Source organism: Pseudomonas sp. N040 (genome assembly GCF_015637705.1).
GTDB lineage: Bacteria > Pseudomonadota > Gammaproteobacteria > Pseudomonadales > Pseudomonadaceae > Aquipseudomonas.
Genome location: NZ_JADOBE010000003.1, coordinates 128,627 through 145,608 on the forward strand (window position 1 = coordinate 128,627; position 16,982 = coordinate 145,608).

At 65.4% G+C, this 16,982-nt stretch carries 18 protein-coding genes; 12 read left to right on the forward strand and 6 right to left on the reverse strand.

Annotated features, from left to right (window positions below; all coding sequences use genetic code 11):
• The first annotated feature begins 42 nt into the window (after positions 1-42).
• From ISX93_RS05990 to ISX93_RS06020, 7 genes are all read left to right on the forward strand, one after another.
• Positions 43-2,751 carry a nitrate reductase gene (locus ISX93_RS05990; RefSeq protein WP_195777804.1) on the forward strand — a complete coding sequence of 903 codons (2,709 nt, stop codon included), beginning with the start codon at positions 43-45 and terminating at the stop codon, positions 2,749-2,751.
• Positions 2,752-2,818: 67 nt separating this feature from the next.
• On the forward strand, positions 2,819-3,568 hold the full coding sequence (cobA, locus tag ISX93_RS05995) for a uroporphyrinogen-III C-methyltransferase (protein WP_195777805.1): 750 nt from the start codon (positions 2,819-2,821) through the stop codon (positions 3,566-3,568).
• Positions 3,569-3,914: 346 nt separating this feature from the next.
• Positions 3,915-4,958: an inorganic phosphate transporter gene (locus tag ISX93_RS06000; protein WP_195777806.1), complete on the forward strand. Its 1,044-nt coding sequence runs from the start codon at positions 3,915-3,917 to the stop codon at positions 4,956-4,958.
• Positions 4,955-5,614, forward strand: coding sequence for a DUF47 domain-containing protein (locus ISX93_RS06005; RefSeq protein WP_195777807.1), 660 nt, complete (start codon positions 4,955-4,957; stop codon positions 5,612-5,614). Before ISX93_RS06000 ends, ISX93_RS06005 begins: the two co-directional genes overlap by 4 nt.
• Positions 5,615-5,701: 87 nt before the next feature.
• Positions 5,702-6,232: a DUF1569 domain-containing protein gene (locus ISX93_RS06010; RefSeq protein ID WP_195777808.1), complete on the forward strand. Its 531-nt coding sequence runs from the start codon at positions 5,702-5,704 to the stop codon at positions 6,230-6,232.
• Between the two features lie 109 nt (positions 6,233-6,341).
• Positions 6,342-7,253 carry an SDR family oxidoreductase gene (locus ISX93_RS06015; protein WP_195777809.1) on the forward strand — a complete coding sequence of 304 codons (912 nt, stop codon included), beginning with the start codon at positions 6,342-6,344 and terminating at the stop codon, positions 7,251-7,253.
• A 37-nt stretch (positions 7,254-7,290) separates the two neighbouring features.
• Complete coding sequence (locus ISX93_RS06020) at positions 7,291-8,058, forward strand: crotonase/enoyl-CoA hydratase family protein (RefSeq protein ID WP_195777810.1); 768 nt, start codon at positions 7,291-7,293, stop codon at positions 8,056-8,058.
• A gap of 86 nt (positions 8,059-8,144) precedes the next feature.
• Here the strand turns inward: ISX93_RS06020 and ISX93_RS06025 are convergent, their stop codons facing one another.
• The 3 genes from ISX93_RS06025 to ISX93_RS06035 form a co-directional block, all read right to left on the reverse strand.
• Positions 8,145-8,723: a cob(I)yrinic acid a,c-diamide adenosyltransferase gene (locus ISX93_RS06025; protein ID WP_195777811.1), complete on the reverse strand. Its 579-nt coding sequence runs from the start codon at positions 8,721-8,723 to the stop codon at positions 8,145-8,147.
• Positions 8,724-8,797: 74 nt separating this feature from the next.
• The gene (locus tag ISX93_RS06030) at positions 8,798-9,709 is read right to left on the reverse strand and encodes a putative 2-dehydropantoate 2-reductase (RefSeq protein ID WP_195777812.1); all 912 of its coding nucleotides are present in this window, start codon (positions 9,707-9,709) and stop codon (positions 8,798-8,800) included.
• 9 nt (positions 9,710-9,718) lie between these two features.
• Positions 9,719-10,684, reverse strand: coding sequence for a response regulator (locus ISX93_RS06035; protein WP_195777813.1), 966 nt, complete (start codon positions 10,682-10,684; stop codon positions 9,719-9,721).
• Positions 10,685-10,831: 147 nt separating this feature from the next.
• Here ISX93_RS06035 and ISX93_RS06040 point away from each other — a divergent pair, with 147 nt between their 5' ends.
• Complete coding sequence (locus tag ISX93_RS06040) at positions 10,832-11,311, forward strand: YajQ family cyclic di-GMP-binding protein (RefSeq protein ID WP_195777814.1); 480 nt, start codon at positions 10,832-10,834, stop codon at positions 11,309-11,311.
• A 12-nt stretch (positions 11,312-11,323) separates the two neighbouring features.
• On the opposite strand, the gene ISX93_RS06045 is transcribed toward ISX93_RS06040, so the two are convergent.
• Together ISX93_RS06045 and ISX93_RS06050 are read right to left on the reverse strand one after the other, a co-directional pair.
• Positions 11,324-12,877, reverse strand: a complete 1,554-nt coding sequence (locus ISX93_RS06045) for an AmpG family muropeptide MFS transporter (RefSeq protein ID WP_195777815.1) — start codon at positions 12,875-12,877, stop codon at positions 11,324-11,326.
• Positions 12,878-12,908: 31 nt separating this feature from the next.
• On the reverse strand, positions 12,909-13,292 hold the full coding sequence (locus tag ISX93_RS06050) for an MGMT family protein (protein WP_195777816.1): 384 nt from the start codon (positions 13,290-13,292) through the stop codon (positions 12,909-12,911).
• On the opposite strand from ISX93_RS06050, the gene ISX93_RS06055 reads away from it, so the two are divergent.
• Positions 13,291-14,286 carry a DUF481 domain-containing protein gene (locus tag ISX93_RS06055; protein WP_195777817.1) on the forward strand — a complete coding sequence of 332 codons (996 nt, stop codon included), beginning with the start codon at positions 13,291-13,293 and terminating at the stop codon, positions 14,284-14,286. The two genes, ISX93_RS06050 and ISX93_RS06055, sit on opposite strands and share 2 nt — an antisense overlap.
• Positions 14,287-14,348: 62 nt before the next feature.
• Here the strand turns inward: ISX93_RS06055 and ISX93_RS06060 are convergent, their stop codons facing one another.
• Complete coding sequence (locus ISX93_RS06060) at positions 14,349-15,107, reverse strand: SDR family oxidoreductase (protein WP_195777818.1); 759 nt, start codon at positions 15,105-15,107, stop codon at positions 14,349-14,351.
• Between the two features lie 102 nt (positions 15,108-15,209).
• On the opposite strand from ISX93_RS06060, the gene ISX93_RS06065 reads away from it, so the two are divergent.
• The 3 genes from ISX93_RS06065 to ISX93_RS06075 all read left to right on the forward strand — a co-directional run bounded on the left by ISX93_RS06065 (position 15,210) and on the right by ISX93_RS06075 (position 16,952).
• On the forward strand, positions 15,210-15,953 hold the full coding sequence (locus ISX93_RS06065; RefSeq protein ID WP_195777819.1) for a HugZ family pyridoxamine 5'-phosphate oxidase: 744 nt from the start codon (positions 15,210-15,212) through the stop codon (positions 15,951-15,953).
• Positions 15,954-16,018: 65 nt separating this feature from the next.
• Positions 16,019-16,471 carry an FxsA family protein gene (locus ISX93_RS06070; protein WP_195777820.1) on the forward strand — a complete coding sequence of 151 codons (453 nt, stop codon included), beginning with the start codon at positions 16,019-16,021 and terminating at the stop codon, positions 16,469-16,471.
• Positions 16,472-16,658: 187 nt separating this feature from the next.
• On the forward strand, positions 16,659-16,952 hold the full coding sequence (locus ISX93_RS06075) for a co-chaperone GroES (protein WP_003304675.1): 294 nt from the start codon (positions 16,659-16,661) through the stop codon (positions 16,950-16,952).
• Positions 16,953-16,982: the final 30 nt, after the last annotated feature.

Genomic DNA, 16,982 nt, shown 5'->3' on the forward strand with positions numbered 1-16,982 from the left:
GCTGAAGCCCACCCTACGTCCACTCCGGTCGGAGAGTTATCCATGACCACGCAGATCACCGCTTCCACCTGCTGCTACTGCGGCGTCGGCTGCGGCGTGCTGATCGAGCACGACGGCGCGCAGGTTCTCGGCGTGCAGGGCGATCCCGCGCATCCGGCGAACTTCGGCAAGCTGTGCAGCAAGGGCTCGACCCTGCACCTGACCGGTGATCTGGATGCGCGTGGCCTGTATCCCGAGTTGCGCCTGGGCAAGGCGCTGGCACGCAGTCGCAGCGACTGGGACAGCGCACTGGAGCACGCCGCCACGGTGTTCGCCGAAACCATCCGCGAGCACGGCGCGGACAGCGTGGCCTTCTACATCTCCGGGCAGCTGCTGACCGAGGATTACTACGCCTTCAACAAGCTGGCGCGCGCGCTGGTCGGCACCAACAATATCGACAGCAACTCGCGCCTGTGCATGAGTTCTGCGGTGGTCGGCTACAAGCGCAGCCTGGGTGCCGATGCGCCACCGTGCAACTACGAGGACATCGAGCAGAGCGACTGCCTGCTGATCGTCGGCAGCAACATGGCCTATGCCCACCCGGTGCTGTTCCGCCGCCTGGAAGAAGCCAGAGCGCGGCGGCCGGAAATGAAAGTCATCGTGGTCGACCCGCGGCGCACCGATACCTGCGAGCTGGCCGACCTGCACCTGGCGATCCTGCCCGGCACCGACGTCGCGCTGTTCCACGGCATCCTGCACCTGCTGCTGTGGGAGTGCTGGATCGACCGCCGTTATATCGATGCACACACCGAGGGCTTCGACGAACTGAAGCGGCTGGTGCGCGACTACACGCCGGGCATCGTCGCCGATACCTGCGGCATCCCGGTGGACAGCCTGCAGGCCTGTGCCGAGCTGATTGGCCGGGCGCCGAGCTTCCTGTCGCTGTGGTGCATGGGCTTGAATCAGTCGACTTCCGGCAGCGCGAAGAACAGCGCACTGATCAACCTGCACCTGGCCACCGGGCAGATCGGTCGTCCCGGTGCCGGGCCGTTTTCCCTCACCGGCCAGCCGAACGCCATGGGCGGGCGCGAGACCGGCAGCCTGAGCAACCTGCTGCCCGGCCATCGCGAGGTGGCCAATCTCGAACACCGCAGCGAGGTCGCCGGCTACTGGGGCGTTCCCGCGCTGCCGGAGCGTCCCGGGCTGACCGCTGTCGAGCTGTTCGAGGCGGTGGGCGCGGGCAAGATCAAGGCGCTGTGGATCGCCTGCAGCAACCCGGCGCAATCGCTGCCGGATCAGAACAAGGTGCATGCCGCTTTGGCCGCTTGCCCGTTCGTGGTGGTGCAGGAAGCCTTCTTCACCACCGAGACCTGCGCCTACGCCGACCTGCTGTTGCCCGCTGCCAGCTGGGGCGAAAAGGACGGCACGGTGACCAATTCCGAACGGCGCATCAGCCATGTCCGCCACGCCGTTGCGGCGCCCGGCGCGGCGCGGGCGGACTGGGCGATCACCTGCGATTTCGCCCGCCGCCTGGAACAGCGCCTGCGCCCCGGCCAGCCGAGCCTGTTCGACTTTGCCAGCGCCGAGGCGCTGTTCGATGAATACAAGGGCCTGACGCAGGACCGGGATCTCGACCTGTCCGGCCTGAGCTACACGATTCTCGACACGCTGGGCCCGCAGCAGTGGCCGTTTCCACTGGGTGCTGCGCAAGGAACTCCAAGGCTGTACGGCGATGCCCGCTTTCCGACGCCCACCGGCCGCGCGCAGTTTCTCGCCGAAGCCTGGCGCGCGCCGCAGGAAAAGCGCGAGGCGCGCTTTCCGCTGACCCTGAATACCGGCCGCCTGCGTGACCAGTGGCACGGCATGAGCCGTACCGGCACCAGCGCGCGGGCCTTTGGCCATGTCGAGGAAGCCGTGCTCAGCCTGCATCCGGATGAACTGCGCCGGCGGCGCTTGCTCGCCGGGGAGCTGGTCAGGGTGCGCAGCCGACGCGGCAGCCTGATCGTGCCGGTGCAGGCCGACGACAGCGTGCGCTCCGGCCAGGCCTATCTGCCGATGCACTGGGGCAACCGCTTCCTCAAGGGCCTGGGCACCAACGTACTGACCCAGCCGGCGTTCGACCCGCTGTCGAAACAGCCGGAGCTGAAACAGGCCGGGGTCGAGGTGGACAAGGTCGAGTTGCCCTGGCAGTTCTACGCGCTGGTCGAGGGCGATGTGCAGCGGCGTTTCAGTGCCCTGCGCCCGCTGTTCGAGGAGTTTGCCTATGCCAGCCTGAGCCTGACCGGGCGCGAGCGCCCGGCCCTGCAGATTCGCGCGGCCAGCGCGGTGGCGCCGGATGCGGCGCTGCTGGCGCAGATCGATGCACTGCTTGGCGTCGATGAAGGCCCGGTGCTGGCCTATGACGACCCGCGCAGAACCGTGGGCAAGCGCGTGCGCATCGAGGATGGGCGCATCAGTGCGATTCGCCTGGCCGGGGAAACCGCGGCGCGTGACTGGCTGAAAGGCCTGTGGGGCGAAGGCCGCGCCGATGCCGAGCTGCGCCGCTGGCTGCTGGCGCCGCTGTCCACCCCGCCGGGCAACAGCAGCAAGCCGGCCGGCAAGACCCTGTGCAACTGCCTGAACGTCAGCCAGGACGCGGTGTGCGCCGGCATCGCCCGCGGCCTCGACCTGACTGGTTTGCAGCAAGAACTCAAGTGCGGCACCAGCTGCGGCTCCTGTGTCCCGGAAATCAAACGCCTGCTGGCCAGCCAGCCGCTGGCAATAAACGCATGACCCTAGGGTGGAAAACCGATTGGTGGGCAAGGCTGCGGCGTTGCCCACCCTACGCGAGGTAACCGATATGAGCGCAAAAGTCTGGCTGGTAGGTGCGGGTCCCGGTGATCCGGAGCTGCTCACCCTGAAGGCGGTCAAGGCACTGCGGCAGGCGGCGATCGTGATGATCGACGATCTGGTCAATCCGGCGGTGCTCGAGCATTGCCCGACGGCGCGGGTGATCCGGGTGGGTAAGCGCGGCGGCTGCCGCTCGACCCCGCAGACCTTTATCCACCGTCTGATGCTGCGTTATGCACGGCAGGGCAAGTGCGTAGTACGGCTGAAGGGCGGCGATCCGTGCATCTTCGGCCGCGGCAGCGAGGAAGCCGACTGGCTGGGGCAGCATGGGGTCGAGGTGGAGCTGGTCAACGGCATCACCGCCGGCCTGGCCGGAGCCACCAACTGCGGCATTCCGCTGACCCTGCGTGGCGTGGCCCGGGGCGTGACGCTGGTCACCGCGCACACCGAGGACGACAGCAGCCTGAACTGGGCCGCGCTGGCGCAGGGCGGTACCACCCTGGTGGTGTACATGGGCGTCGCCAAGCTGGCGGAAGTGCGGGACAGCCTGCTGGCCGGCGGCATGCGCGCCGACATGCCGGTGGCGCTGATCGAGAACGCCTCGCTGCCGCAGCAGCGCACCTGCTGCAGCCAGCTGCAGGACATGCAGCAGGCGGCTCGGGACTTCCAGCTCAAGAGCCCGGCGATCCTGCTGATCGGCGAAGTGGCTGGGCGCCCGGCCAGCGCGGCCGTGGAGCTGTTGCCCGCCTTGCTCGGCTGACAACGCCTGCCACACGCCTCAACCGCAGGGTGGGCCTTGGCCCACCGCTGCCGACCGCTGGCCCGACCTGCCGTTTCGCGCTTTTGGTGGGCTGAAGCCCACCCTACGCCCACCCTGCGGCAAGCGAGTGTTCAACCCGTAAGGAGTGCAGGGCCTTGCCCAGGCTTTCCGGCAGCAACTGCCGGGCGCTTGACGTGCATCAACGTGCAGGCTCCGGCCGCGGCAGAGACTCATGCGGGTAATGCTTCTGGCATGATGTGCTGCCGGCGCGTTGCGCCAATACAACAACAAGGGGAACGACGGGCAGGCCGGACGGGCAGCGTCACCGGCCGGGCCCGTGATCAGCATGGATATCCTTTTCATTCTCGCCCTGGCGACCGTGTGCGTGGTGCTGGTGTTCGACTACACCAACGGCTTTCACGATGCGGCCAACATAGTCGCGACCATGATTGCCTCGCGGGCCATGCTGCCGGCGCAGGCGGTGCTGCTGGTGGCGGTCTTCGAATTCCTCGGCCCGTTGCTGGGTGGCACCGCCGTGGCCAACACCATCGGCAAGTTTGTCGATCTCGACGGCCTGGAGCCGCGGCTGGCGTTGGCCATCCTGTTGTGCGGGCTGCTCGGCGCGATCAGCTGGAACCTGATTACCTGGTGGAAGGGCATACCGTCGTCCTCGTCGCATGCCCTGGTCGGTGGCCTGGCTGGCGCCGTGGTGGTTTCCACCGGCCTGGCGCACGTGGCCTGGGGCTTTGCCGAACTGGCCCACGGGCACCTGACCGGGGTGACCAAGGTATTGCTGGCGCTGCTGTTGTCGCCCTTGCTCGGCTTCTGGGTGGCCTTCCTGGTGCACAAGGTCATGGCGCGCCTGCTCGCCGGCGCGCGGCCGATCATCAACCGCGACCTGCGCCGCGCACAGTTCTTCACCGCGGCCTGGCTGGCCTTCTCGCACGGCGCCAACGATGCGCAGAAGAGCATGGGCATCCTCACTCTGGTCCTGCTGCTGGGTGGTTTCACCCATGAGTTCGCGGTGCCGTTCTGGGTGATGCTGGCCTGTTCGCTGGCCATCACCCTGGGCGTATTGACCGGTGGCTGGCGCATCGTGCGCACCCTCGGCTTTGCCATTTACAAGGTGCGCCCGCTGCACGCGATCGACTCGCAGATCACTTCGGCGGCGGTGATCTTCGGCGCATCCTTGCTCGGTGCGCCGGTGTCCACCACGCATGTGGTGGCGACCTCTATCATGGGCATCGGCTATGCCGAGCGGCCCAAGGCGGTGCGCTGGCAGAAGGCCCGGGAAATCGCCATGACCTGGATCATCACCATTCCCGGCGCGGCCGCCATGGGCGTGCTGTTCTACCTGTTGTTCCTGGCGCTCACACGAGGTTTCCAATGAAGTTCTTGCTGTTCAGAAATCCAGGCCACTCGCTGATTGCCCGTGTTTTCGAGCGGGTGCTGCCCAAGGCGCCGGACTTTTTCCACATGCTGTCCCGGCAAAGCCAAAAGGTGGCGGAGACCGTCGAATTGCTGGTGCTGTTCATGCAGACCAGCAGCCGGGAAGTGGAGGCGCAGATTCATGCCGACGAACACACCGCGGACGATATCAAGGTGGCCAATATCCATATCCTCAACGAGGCGTTTTCCACGCCGATCGACCGCGAGGATATCTACCGTGCCATCACCAACCTCGACGAGGTGGTCAATTACTGCAAGGACACGGTCAACGAGATGGCCGCGCTGGGCGTCAAGCCCGATCGTTTCACCCTGGAAATGGCCCAGCTGCTGCTGGTCGGCGCGGGCGCCCTGCGCGACGGTTTTGCCAAGTTGGGCAAGAAGCATATGGCCGCGGCTTCGGATGATGCCGAGGTGGCGCGCAAGGCCGAACGGGCCATCGATCACCTGTACAAGGATGCCCTGGCGGATCTGTTCCAGGGCGACAACTACATCCAGATGTTCAAGAAGCGCGAGATCTACCGCCACCTGACCAATGCCGCCGAACGCATGGCGCACTGCGCCAGTACCCTGCATGACATCGTGGTGAAGATGGTCTAGGCGCCTGGCAGGCCGATGCTTGCGCTGCGGCGCGCGGCGCCGGATCATCAGCCTGCGGGTTGTTCCGGCTCAGACAAGGATCCAGGGATGCGCAGACGACAGTTGTTGGGGGTTATGGCAGGGCTGTCCGCGGCAGCCCTGGGCACGGCCTGGTGGGCGCTGCCCGGCGCGCCGGCTCCCGCGGCCCTGAGCCTGGCGGCGGCCCGACAACTGTTGCAGCAGCTGGCCGGGCAAGCCCTGCGCAGCGAGCAGGGCTGGACGCCGGCAGAGGTCTTCAACCATTGCGCGCAAAGTGTCGATTACTCGATGGATGGTTATCCGCAACTGAAACCTGCCTGGTTCCGCCACAGCCTGGGGCCGGCGGTGTTCGATCTGTTTGCCGCCCGCGGGGCCATGCGTCATCCGCTGGCCGAGCCGATTCCGGGGGCGCCGCCCCTGGCCGAACCGGCCACTGCGGACGCGGCGCTGCAACGCCTGCAGCTGTCCCTGCAACGCTTTGCGACGTTCGGCGGCCCGTTGCAGCCGCACTTCGCCTATGGCGAGCTGAGCCATGCCGAATATGCCCTGGCCCACGTGCTGCACCTCTACAATCATCTCGAGCTGATTCGCCCGGCCTGATCATGCAAGCCCCTTATCGCGGGTTATTCAGCTGGCTTGCCGGCATTGCTGGCACTGCTGCGCCGGCGGACACTGGCCACCTTACCCATTGAACGAGAGGAGTTCTGCAATGAGCGAAGCGGTTCGGCTGGAAGGCAAGGTCGTGCTGGTCACGGGCGCGGGTGGCGGACTGGGCCGGGCCCACGCGCTGCTGTTCGCCAGCCATGGCGCGCAGGTAGTGGTCAATGACCTCGGCGGCAGCAGCCACGGCGAGGGCGCCAATGCCTCGGCGGCGGACAAGGTGGTGGCCGAGATCCGCGCCGCCGGCGGTACGGCGGTCGCCAACCACGACTCGGTAACCGACGGCGGCAAGATCGTGCAGCACGCCCTGGACGCGTTCGGCCGCATCGACGTGGTGGTCAACAATGCCGGCATCCTGCGCGACAAGAGCTTCCACAAGATGGAGGACGCCGACTGGGAGCTGGTCTACAAGGTCCACGTCGAGGGCGCCTACAAGGTCACCCACGCGGCCTGGCCCCACCTGCGCGAGCAGAACTACGGGCGGGTGATCTTTACCTCGTCCACCTCCGGTATCTACGGCAATTTCGGCCAGTCCAACTACGGCATGGCCAAGCTCGGGCTGTACGGCCTGACCCGGACCCTGGCGCTCGAGGGCTTCAAGCACAACATCCTGGTCAACGCGATTGCCCCCACCGGTGCCACCCGCATGACCGAAGGCCTGCTGCCGCCGCAGGTGTTCGAGCAGCTCAAGCCCGAGCTGGTCAGCCCGTTGGTGGTGTTTCTCGGCAGTGACGCCTGCCAGGACACCGCCGGCCTGTTCGAGGTCGGTGGCGGCTGGATCGGCAAGGTGCGCTGGGAACGCAGTCTGGGCGCCGGGTTTGACCCGCGCGCCGGTTTCAGCCCGGACGAGGTTGCCGCGCAGTGGGCGCGGATCTGCGACTTCGAGGGCGCGGCGCACCCGAAAGACAACATGGAGGCCATGCGCGAGATGATGGCCAACCTGCAACGCTTCGCCCGCTGACGGCGACCCCGCGGCGGGCCGCCTGGAGGAATGCCGGATGCCGGTACGGATCGAAACCAATGCTGCGGTGACCACGATCATTGTTGATCGGCCGGCGGTGCGCAATGCCGTTGACCGGCCCACTGCCGAAGCCCTGGCGGCGGCGCTGCGGGCCTTCGAGGCGGACGAGCAGGCGCGGGTGGCGGTACTCACGGGTGCGGCCGGGACCTTCTGTGCCGGTGCCGACCTGGCCGCGGTGGCCGAGGGCGGCGCGCGGCGCAATCGGCTGGAGATTGACGGCGACGGGCCGATGGGGCCGAGCCGGATGACCCTGAGCAAGCCGTTGGTCGCCGCCATCGAGGGCTATGCGGTGGCGGGCGGGCTGGAGCTGGCCTTGCTCGCCGATCTGCGGGTGATGGCGGCCGATGCCGTGCTCGGCGTGTTCTGCCGGCGTTTTGGCGTGCCGCTGATCGATGGCGGCACCGTGCGCCTGCCGCGGATTGTCGGCCAGGGGCGGGCGCTGGACCTGATCCTCACCGGGCGGCCGGTGCATGCCGAGGAGGCCTTGCAGATCGGCCTGGTCAACCGCGTGGTGGCTCCCGGCAGCGCACGCGCTGAGGCGGAGCAGCTGGCCGGGCAGATCGCCGCCTTCCCGCAGCGCTGCCTGCTGGCGGACCGCGCCAGTGCCTATGCGCAGTGGGATCTGCCGTTCGGTGCGGCGCTGGCCAACGAGTTCGCAGGCGGGCTGAAGGTGCTGGAGAGTGGCGAGTCGGGTGCCGGCGCCAGTCGCTTCAAGGCCGGCGAGGGACGTCACGGCAAGTTCTAGCCGGTCGTCTTACCGGCACAGCAAAAGCGCGCGCCGCGGGCGGCGCTCCAGCACAAGCGGGCGCCACCCAGAGTGGTCGGGGACGGCTATTGCGGCTGGCTGGCTTCCTGCCAGAGCACTTCGCTGACCTGCTGGCGCCGCGCGATCAGCCGGGCGGCGACGAACAGCAGGTCGGACAGCCGGTTCAGGTAGGCCAGCAGGGTCGGGCGCAGTGGTTCCAGGCTGTTCAGCTGCTGGCAGCGGCGCTCGGCACTGCGCGCGCTGCAACGGCAGACATGCGCCTGGGCGATCAGGCGTGAACCGCCGGGCAGGATGAAGTTCTCCAGCGGGCCGAGTTCGGCGTTCCAGCGGTCAATGGCCTGTTCGAGCTGGGCGGTATGCGCGTCCTGCACGGCCTGGTAAGCCGGCATCGCCAGTTCGCCACCGAGGTCGAACAGCCGGTGCTGGCAGGGCGCCAGGACCTGTCGCAGTTCGGCGAGCCCCGGGCATGCTGGCAGCTGCAGGTCGAGCTCGGCCAGCAGCAGGCCCAACTGGCTGTTCAGGCTGTCTACCTCGCCCATGGCTTCGATGCGCGGGTGATCCTTGCTTACGCGGCGGCCATCGGCCAGGCCGGTTTCGCCCTGGTCGCCGGTGCGCGTGTAGATCTTCGACAGTCGTTGTCCCATGGAACGGTGGCCTCCGGCGGAGTGGCATGTGGCTGCGCAGGGTACTGCATCGCTGGCGATTGTTCAGCTGCCAGTCAATCGGCGGGCAGGCCGAGGCTCAGCAAATACTGGCGCAGGCGTGCCTGCAGGGCACCTAGCCCGGGCAGGTGCAGCTGCCGTTGCGCCGCTTCGGCACAGGCCTGTCCGAGCAGGTAGCGGATCTCGGTGCGCTGCCGGCGCTGCACATCCTGCAGCATCGAGCAGTAGTTGCCGGCGGTGGCCTGGAGGATGCGCCGGACCTCGTCGAGCAGGCCGCCCGCGGCTGTCGCGCCGACAGTCTGCGCGAGCAGTTGGCTGAGTTCGGCGCAGAGTCCGGCCACTTCGTCGAGGTGCTCCAGCAGTTCGCCATTGCGGCAGTCGTGCAGCACGCAGAGCGGGTTGATCGCGCAGTTGACCGCCAGCTTGCGCCACAGCCGCGCCGGCATGGCGTCCGACCATGCATGGGGAATGCCGGCCTGCGTCAGTTCGTCCAGCCAGGCCGGAGGCACGGGGTTGCCCGGATCGCCCAGCCAGTTGTGTCCCTGGCCGGCGAAGGTCACGCCGAAGCTGGCGTGGCGGAAAGCCCCTTCGGTACTCGACAGCAGGATGCAGCGGGTCTGCGGGATACGCGCGGCAACCGCCGCCTGGCTGCCCAAGCCGTTCTGCAGCAGCAGGACTTCGGCGTTGTCGCCCAGCCGGGCGGCTATCGAGGCAATCGCGGCTTCGGCATCGTAGGCCTTGCAGGCGAGGATCAGGCGCTGGATCGGTTCCGGTTGTGCGGCTGTTTGTGCAGGGAGACTGAGCAGTCGTTGTTGCGAACCTTCGACCAGTTGGATGCCGCCCGCCTGCCGGTAGCGCTGCAGGCTGTCATGGTTGCGCAGGATCAGGCTGGTTGGCAGGCCGGCCGCGGCCAGGCGCGCGGCCCAGAGCAGGCCCAGGCTGCCAGCGCCGAGGACATGCCAGGGCATTGCCTGTGGTCAGGCCGGCAGGGGCAGGCGCGCTGCCGAGACCCGTCCGCTGTCATAGGATTCGGGCAGGATGCTTTCCGCCAGGCGCATCAGGTCCTCGACCTTCTGCGGCAGGGCTTTCTTGTCCATGCCGACCAGGGAAATGCCGGCCTTGAGGCTGACAAAACCCTCGCTGGTTTTGAACGCCTTGAGGTTGAGTCCGTCATGCAGGCGCTTGAAGCTGCTCGGCGAGCACTCGCCGAGGTCGTCGAGCACCGTCAGCAAGGCGAAATGCTTGTCGTCCAGGCAGGCCAGGGTGTCAAGTGGACGTACCAGCTGCTGCAGCCGGCGCGCCACGCTATGCAGGATTTCATCGCGGTAGGCTGATCCGTGCAGGTCTTGCAGTTCGGGGATTTCGCGCAGGCCGATCAGCAGGTAGCAGATAGCGCCGCCCCGCGATTCGATCTGCCGCAGGCAGGCGGAGAGGCGCTGCTGCATGTGCCGCGTGTTGCCCAGCCCGGTAACCGGTTCGACCAGGTTGCGCTGTTCCAGATTGGCGACATTGTGCCGCAGCAGGCGGTTGCCCTGCAGCAGGCGTTGCAGGGTGTTGCACAGGCGGTCGGCAGCATAGATTCGCGGCAACAGCTGCTCGTGCATGCTGGCCTTGTTGATGAAGTCATCCACGCCGTGATCGAAGGCTTCGCGCAGCGCGTTGTCACCTTCACGCCCGGTCATCAGGATCACGTATGTGTAGTGTTCGGTGGTTTCATCCAGCTGGCGGACCATTTCGGTCAGCTCCAGGCCGTTCACTTCCGGCATCAGCCAGTCGGCCAGCAAGACACTGGCCGGGCGTTCCTCGAGCAGGGTCAGTGCCTCTTTGGCACTGCTGGCATAACGGATATCCAGATAGCCGGCATTGTTCAGCTCGCGGCCGATCACTGCGCTGGAAAACTTGGCGTCGTCCACCACCAGTATGCTCAGTTGGGAATTGGGCATTAAACGCTCACTAGGCCAGATGGTGGGTGCCACGGTACATTGCCGCAGCATTAGTTGAAGTGCAGTTATAATGAATGCGCACTATTACCGCAAGCAAGGTGCCGGCCGCCCGTAGCAACGGCCGCACCGCTTATCTGGAGGAAACCCATGCCATCGTTTGACGTGGTGTCCGAACTGGACCAGCACGAAGTCACCAATGCCATCGATAACGCGCTCAAGGAGCTGGAGCGGCGTTACGACCTGCGCGGCAAATGCAGCCTGGAGAGCAAGGACAAGACCATTACCCTGACCGCGGAGTCCGACTTTCTGCTGGAGCAGATGGTGCCGATCCTCGAGCAGGCCATGGTCAAGCGCAAGATCGATATCAAGTGCCTTGAATACAAGGATTCCTACGCTTCCGGAAAAGTGGTCAAGCAGGAAGTACAGTTGCGCGAGGGCATCGACAAGGAGCTGGCGAAGAAAATTGTCGCGCAGATCAAGGATGCCAAGCTGAAGGTGCAGGCCGCCATCCAGGGTGAACAGGTACGCATTACCGGCAAGAAGCGCGACGACCTGCAGGAAGCCATCGCCCTGCTGCGCAGCAAGGAGCTGGACATGCCGCTGCAGTTCAATAATTTCCGCGACTGAACGCCGCCGGCGCTAGACCTGGCCGGAGAAGGTTTCCGCGTTCTCGGCGACCTCTCTGGCGGGTACCTGCTCGCCGCGCCGCCACTGCCAGAGAATCAGGAACAGGGTCGGGATGCCGAGCAGTGCGGTCAGTACGAAGAACTGCTCATAACCGACCTTTTCCACCACGGTGCCCGAGTAGCCGCCGAACAGGCGTGGCAGCAGCAGCATGATCGAGCTGAGCAGGGCGTACTGGGTCGCCGAGAATTTCAGGTTGGTCAGGCTCGACAGGTAGGCGATGAAGGCGGTGGTCGCCAGGCCCGAGCTGAAGTTGTCGCAGGAAATGGTCACCACCAGCATTTCGAGGTTGGCGCCCATGCCCGAGAGCACGGCAAACAGCAGGTTGGTGGCCGCCGAGGCCACCCCGCCGATGAACAGTATCGGCATGATGCCCAGGCGCATGATCAGCAGTCCGCCCGAAGCCGCACCGACCAGGGTCATGACCAGGCCGAACAGCTTGCTGATGCTGGCGATCTGTTCCTTGCTGAAGCCATTGTCGATGTAGAAGACGTTGGCCATCACGCCCATTACCGTATCGGACATCCGGTAGGTGGCGATCAAGCCCAGCATCAGCAATGCCTGCCAGTGGTAGCGCTGGATGAAATCGCTGATCGGCGTGAGCACCGGGGCCAGGCTGCGCCGGCCGATGGCCGACAGGCACAACGCCGTCAGGATCGTATAGAGGATGGCGCGCAGGAACGGCCGGTCATGCTGAACCAGATACAGCAGGCCGCTGTCTTCGTTGAACAGGCTGTACCAGTTGCTGCGGAACAGCTGGGTAAACATGGCCGGAAACGACACCAGCAGGATGATCAGCACCAGTACCGAAGCCATCTGGTGGGTCAGGGTGAAGCCCCTGGCGGCCTGTTCGATCTGTGCCGGCACGTTGGGTTCGCGCAGCCACAGGCTGACGATGATGGCCGGCAGCATGAGGCTGGCAAACAGCAGGTAGGTACCCGACCAGGCGGCGTAGTGGTAAAGCGTCTCGGTGGAACCAAACCAGCCGGCAAAATACAGCGCGCCCGCCGTGGCCAGCAGCGCGGCAACCCGGTAGCCGGCCATGTAGCTGGCGGCCAGGGCAGCCTGGCGGCTGTCCTCGGCGATTTCCAGGCGATAGGCATCCACGGCGATGTCCTGGGTGGCCGAGCCGAAGGCCACCAGTACGGCAAGGGCGATCAGCCAGGAGAGATGCAGTTGCGGATCGCTCATGGCCATGCCGATCAGGCCGATCGCCACCAAGGACTGCGAAAGGATCAGCCACGAACGCCGCCGTCCGAGGCGACCGAGCAGCGGCAGGCGCCATTGGTCGAGCAGGGGGGACCAGACCCATTTGAAGGCATACACCAGGCCGATCAGGCTGGCATAGGCGATGGTTTGCAGCGATACGCCGGCCTCGCGCAGCCACACCGACAGGGTGGAAAACACCAGCATGTACGGCAGGCCGGCGGCAAAGCCGAGCAACAGTAGTGCGATAGAGGCGGGGCTGGCGTAGGCGGCAAAAGCGTCGCGCCAAGGGCGACTGGACATCGTGTTTCGACTCTGGAACAAAGCGCGCACTTTACACGCTGGCCGGCCTGCCGCGCCAGCCATGCCGACGCATGTCCACCCGGTCATTGGTCAGCAGGATCCCTTCGCTGCGCAGGCGCTGGCGCTGCTCCAGTCCCGACGCGCAGTCGGGGCTCAGCCCGGGGCGGCCGGAGGCAGTGATCACCCGGTGCCAGGGCAGTGCTGTGCCCTCCGGCAGTTGTGCCAGGATGCGCGCCGCCCAGCGTGCGGCCCCCGGGGCGCCGGCCATGGCGGCCAGTTGCCCGTAGCTGAGGACCTGGCCGGCGGGGATGCTGGCGAGGCACAGGTAGAGCACTTCGCGCCGCTGCTGCGCGCTTGCCTCGGTCGAGTCCGGCCGTGCATTCTCTGCGCGTCCTTTTGGAGTTGAATGGTTCATGCGCTGGCAAAACCTGTGGCTGCTGTTGTGTTGTGTGGTTTTCCCGGCCTGGGCGGACACCGTCTGGCTGAACAATGGCGACCGCTTGAGCGGCACGATTGTGCTGCTGGAGGGCGGCAAGCTGGTCCTGCAGACCAAGTATGCCGGGCGTGTGCTGATCAGCTGGTCGGATGTTTCCACGCTGCGCTCCGCTCAGCCGTTGCTGGTCAAGCAGTCGGGTTTCGACACTGAACAGAGCAAGAGCCTGGCGGCCGCCGGTCAGGGCATGGTGCGTCTGGAAAACCACGAGAGCAAGACCCTGCCGCTGGCCAGCATTACCCAGATCGTACCGCCGCGGCCGTTTATCGAGGATCTGGTCTGGGAAGGCAATCTGGATGGCAAGCTGAATATCGAGCGCAACGAGGATAGGGTCGATGACTGGCGGCTCAAGCTGGATACCCGCCTGAAGCATGACCGCTGGCGCTACTCGCTGGACGGCTCTCAGCGGCATGAGACCAAGAACGATAACAACATCAAGGATGAGTGGGAGTTCGACTACGACCAGGATTACTTTGTCAGTGACAAGTGGTTTGTCCGCGGCAGCTATGGCGTGATCCGCGATCAGTTCGAGTATGTCGAGCGCCAGACGGCTTACGGTGTGGGTCCGGGCTATCGGTTCTGGGATAACGCCCTGGGCCACTTCGAGTTGATTGGCCAGTTCGACCACTACGACTTGCAGACCAGTGACGGTGACGCCAGCTTTGATGCGTCAGCGCTGGAGTGGGACTACAAACGCCTGTTGTGGGGCAGTCGGCTGGAGTTCTTCAGCACCGGCGAGGCCGCCATGCCGCATATCGACAGCGTGGATTATGTGCTGGAAAGCGAAGCGGGTTTGCGTTATCGGTTGAATGACTGGGCGCGCTTGAGCTTGCTGTACGAACTGGATCAGGTGCGCGGGCTGGGCGAAACCTCGTCTGCCCGCGAGTACACCATTGGTATCGGTGTCGGCTGGTAGCCCCGCAAAGCACAGGGCCCCGGCGCGCTGGCGACGGAGCCCTGGCAGGACGCTGCGCAGGGTTACAGGCGCAGGCCGCCGTCGAGTTCCAGGATGCGACCGGTGTAGTAGTCGTTTTCCATGATGTAGGCCACCGAGTGGGCTATCTCCAGCGGTAAGCCCAGGCGCCGCAACGGAATGCCGGACGTCATCTTCTCCAGTGCTTCGGGCTTCATGCCGGCGGTCATGTCGGTCGCGATGAAACCGGGTGCCACGCCAGCCACACGGATGCCGTAGCGCGCCAGTTCCTTGGCCCAGACCACGGTGTCGGCCGCCACCCCGGCCTTGGCCGCGGAGTAGTTGGCCTGGCCCATGTTGCCGGCGCGGGAGATCGAGGAAATGTTGACGATAGCGCCCTGGTTGTTCAGCTCGATCATCTTCGCCGCCACTTCGCGGGTGCAGAGGAATACGCCGGTCAGGTTGACGTCGATCACCGCCTGCCACTGGGCCAGCGACATCTTGGTCATTTCGCCGTCCTTGACCTTGATGGTCAGGCCGTCGCGGAGGATCCCGGCGTTGTTGACCAGGCCGTTGATCGCGCCGAAGTCGGCGGCGACCTGGGCCACCATGTGGGTGACCTGCTCTTCGTTGGCGACGTTGCACAGGTAGGCGCGGGCCTCACCACCGGCGGCCTTGCAGGCAGCCACGGCTTCGTCGAGCTTCTCCTGGTTGAGGTCGACCAGGGCCAGCTTGGCACCCTTGGCCGCGAGGTATTCGCCCATGGCACGGCCCAGACCCTGGCAACCGCCGGTGATGATGATGACTTTATCGGTCAGTTGCATTTGCTTATCCCCTGAAGGTATGGATTGCTGTGTGCTTGCCGGTGCCGGAGAGGCGCTGGCAAGTCCGATTTTCATGACTATTAATGCTCAAGGAGTCACAAGGTGAGCTCGAAGGCCGCAAAGCATGCCCGAGAATTGCTTCTCAAGGAATACCGCGGCGTACTTTCAACGCATTCCAGGGCCATGCCCGGCTTCCCGTTTGGCTCGCTCGTACCCTATTGCCTGGATGCCGAGGGCCGTCCCCTGCTGCTGATCAGTCGCATTGCCCAGCATACCCGCAACCTGTTGCACGAGCCGAAATGCTCGTTGCTGGTCGGCGAGCGCGCCGCTGACGATGTGCAGGCGGCGGGGCGCCTGACCCTGCTGGCCGAGGCGCGGCAACTCTGCGATGACGCCGCGATCGGGGCCGCGGCGGAGCGCTACTACCGCTACTTTCCCGAGTCGCGGGATTATCACCGGGTGCATGACTTCGATTTCTGGTACCTGCAACCGGTGCGCGCCCGCTATATCGGCGGTTTTGGCGCGATTCACTGGCTGGATCAGCTGTTGCTGGCCAATCCATTCAGCCCGCAGGCGGAACTGTCGATGCTCGAACACATGAATCGCGATCACGCCGCGGCTATCGCGCATTATGTGCAGCTGGCCGGTTTGCCGGCGCACACCCCGGCCGAGCTGGTCGGCATCGACAGCGAGGGCTTGCACCTGCGCATTGGCCGGGCCCTGTACTGGCTGGCGTTTGCGGCCCCCTGCAGCACGCCCGGCAGCGTGCGCCAGGCGCTGGTCGAGCTGGCGCATGCGCCGGCCTGGCCAGCCTCGCCGGCGACCAACGGCACGCCGCCGGCTTGAATTGTCCCGCGCGCGCCTTCATCTGCCATTAACCGGATGAGCTTCATCCACCAAGGACCCTGCCAATGCCCGTTTTTTTCCTGCTGTTCCTGGTCTTTCCATTTGTCGAGCTGGCCGTGCTGATCAAGGTCGGCGGAATGATCGGTGTATTGCCAACCCTGTTGCTGATTGTGGGTTCGGCCATTCTCGGCAGCCTGCTGCTGCGCGTGGCCGGGTTGGCGACGGCTCTGCGCGCCCGGGAAAAGCTGGCGCGCGGCGAAATGCCCGAGCAGGAGATGCTCGAAGGCATGCTGATTGCGCTGGGCGGTGGTCTGCTGCTGCTGCCGGGCTTCATCAGTGATGCCGTCGGCCTGCTGTGCCTGCTGCCGTTCACCCGCCACCTGATCGTGCGGCGTGTGCTGGCGCGGATGAACGCGCAGGCCATGCGCCAGCGCGCCTTTGCCGATGATCTGGCGGCGCGCAGCGGGACAACCCGGCCGAACGTGATCGAAGGCGAGTTCGAACGTCGCGATCAGTAAAAAAATCGGCAAGCCCCCTTGAAAACATTCCTGCACGGCACCAACTACTGATCACCGCAAGGTGCCTGCCCTCTGGCAGACAGACTTTCGCAGTGTGCCTGGCACGCTGCACCCGGCGCAGCCGGACCAAAGCAAACCGCCAGTGCCACACTGGCAAAAAACAATCCACAGTTGGGAGAGATCGACAATGAAGCTTCGTCCTCTGCATGACCGCGTCGTTATCCGTCGCAGTGAAGAAGAAACCAAGACTGCTGGCGGCATCGTGCTGCCAGGCTCGGCTGCCGAAAAGCCGAACCGTGGCGAAATCGTCGCTGTAGGCACCGGCCGCGTGCTGGATAACGGTGAAGTCCGTGCTCTGGCAGTCAAAGTGGGTGACAAGGTGGTGTTCGGCCCGTACTCCGGCAGCAACACCGTCAAGGTTGATGGCGAAGACCTGCTGGTAATGAGCGAAAACGAAATCCTGGCTGTTGTTGAAGGCTGATTTTCAAGCATCGTCGCTACGAATTCTGTT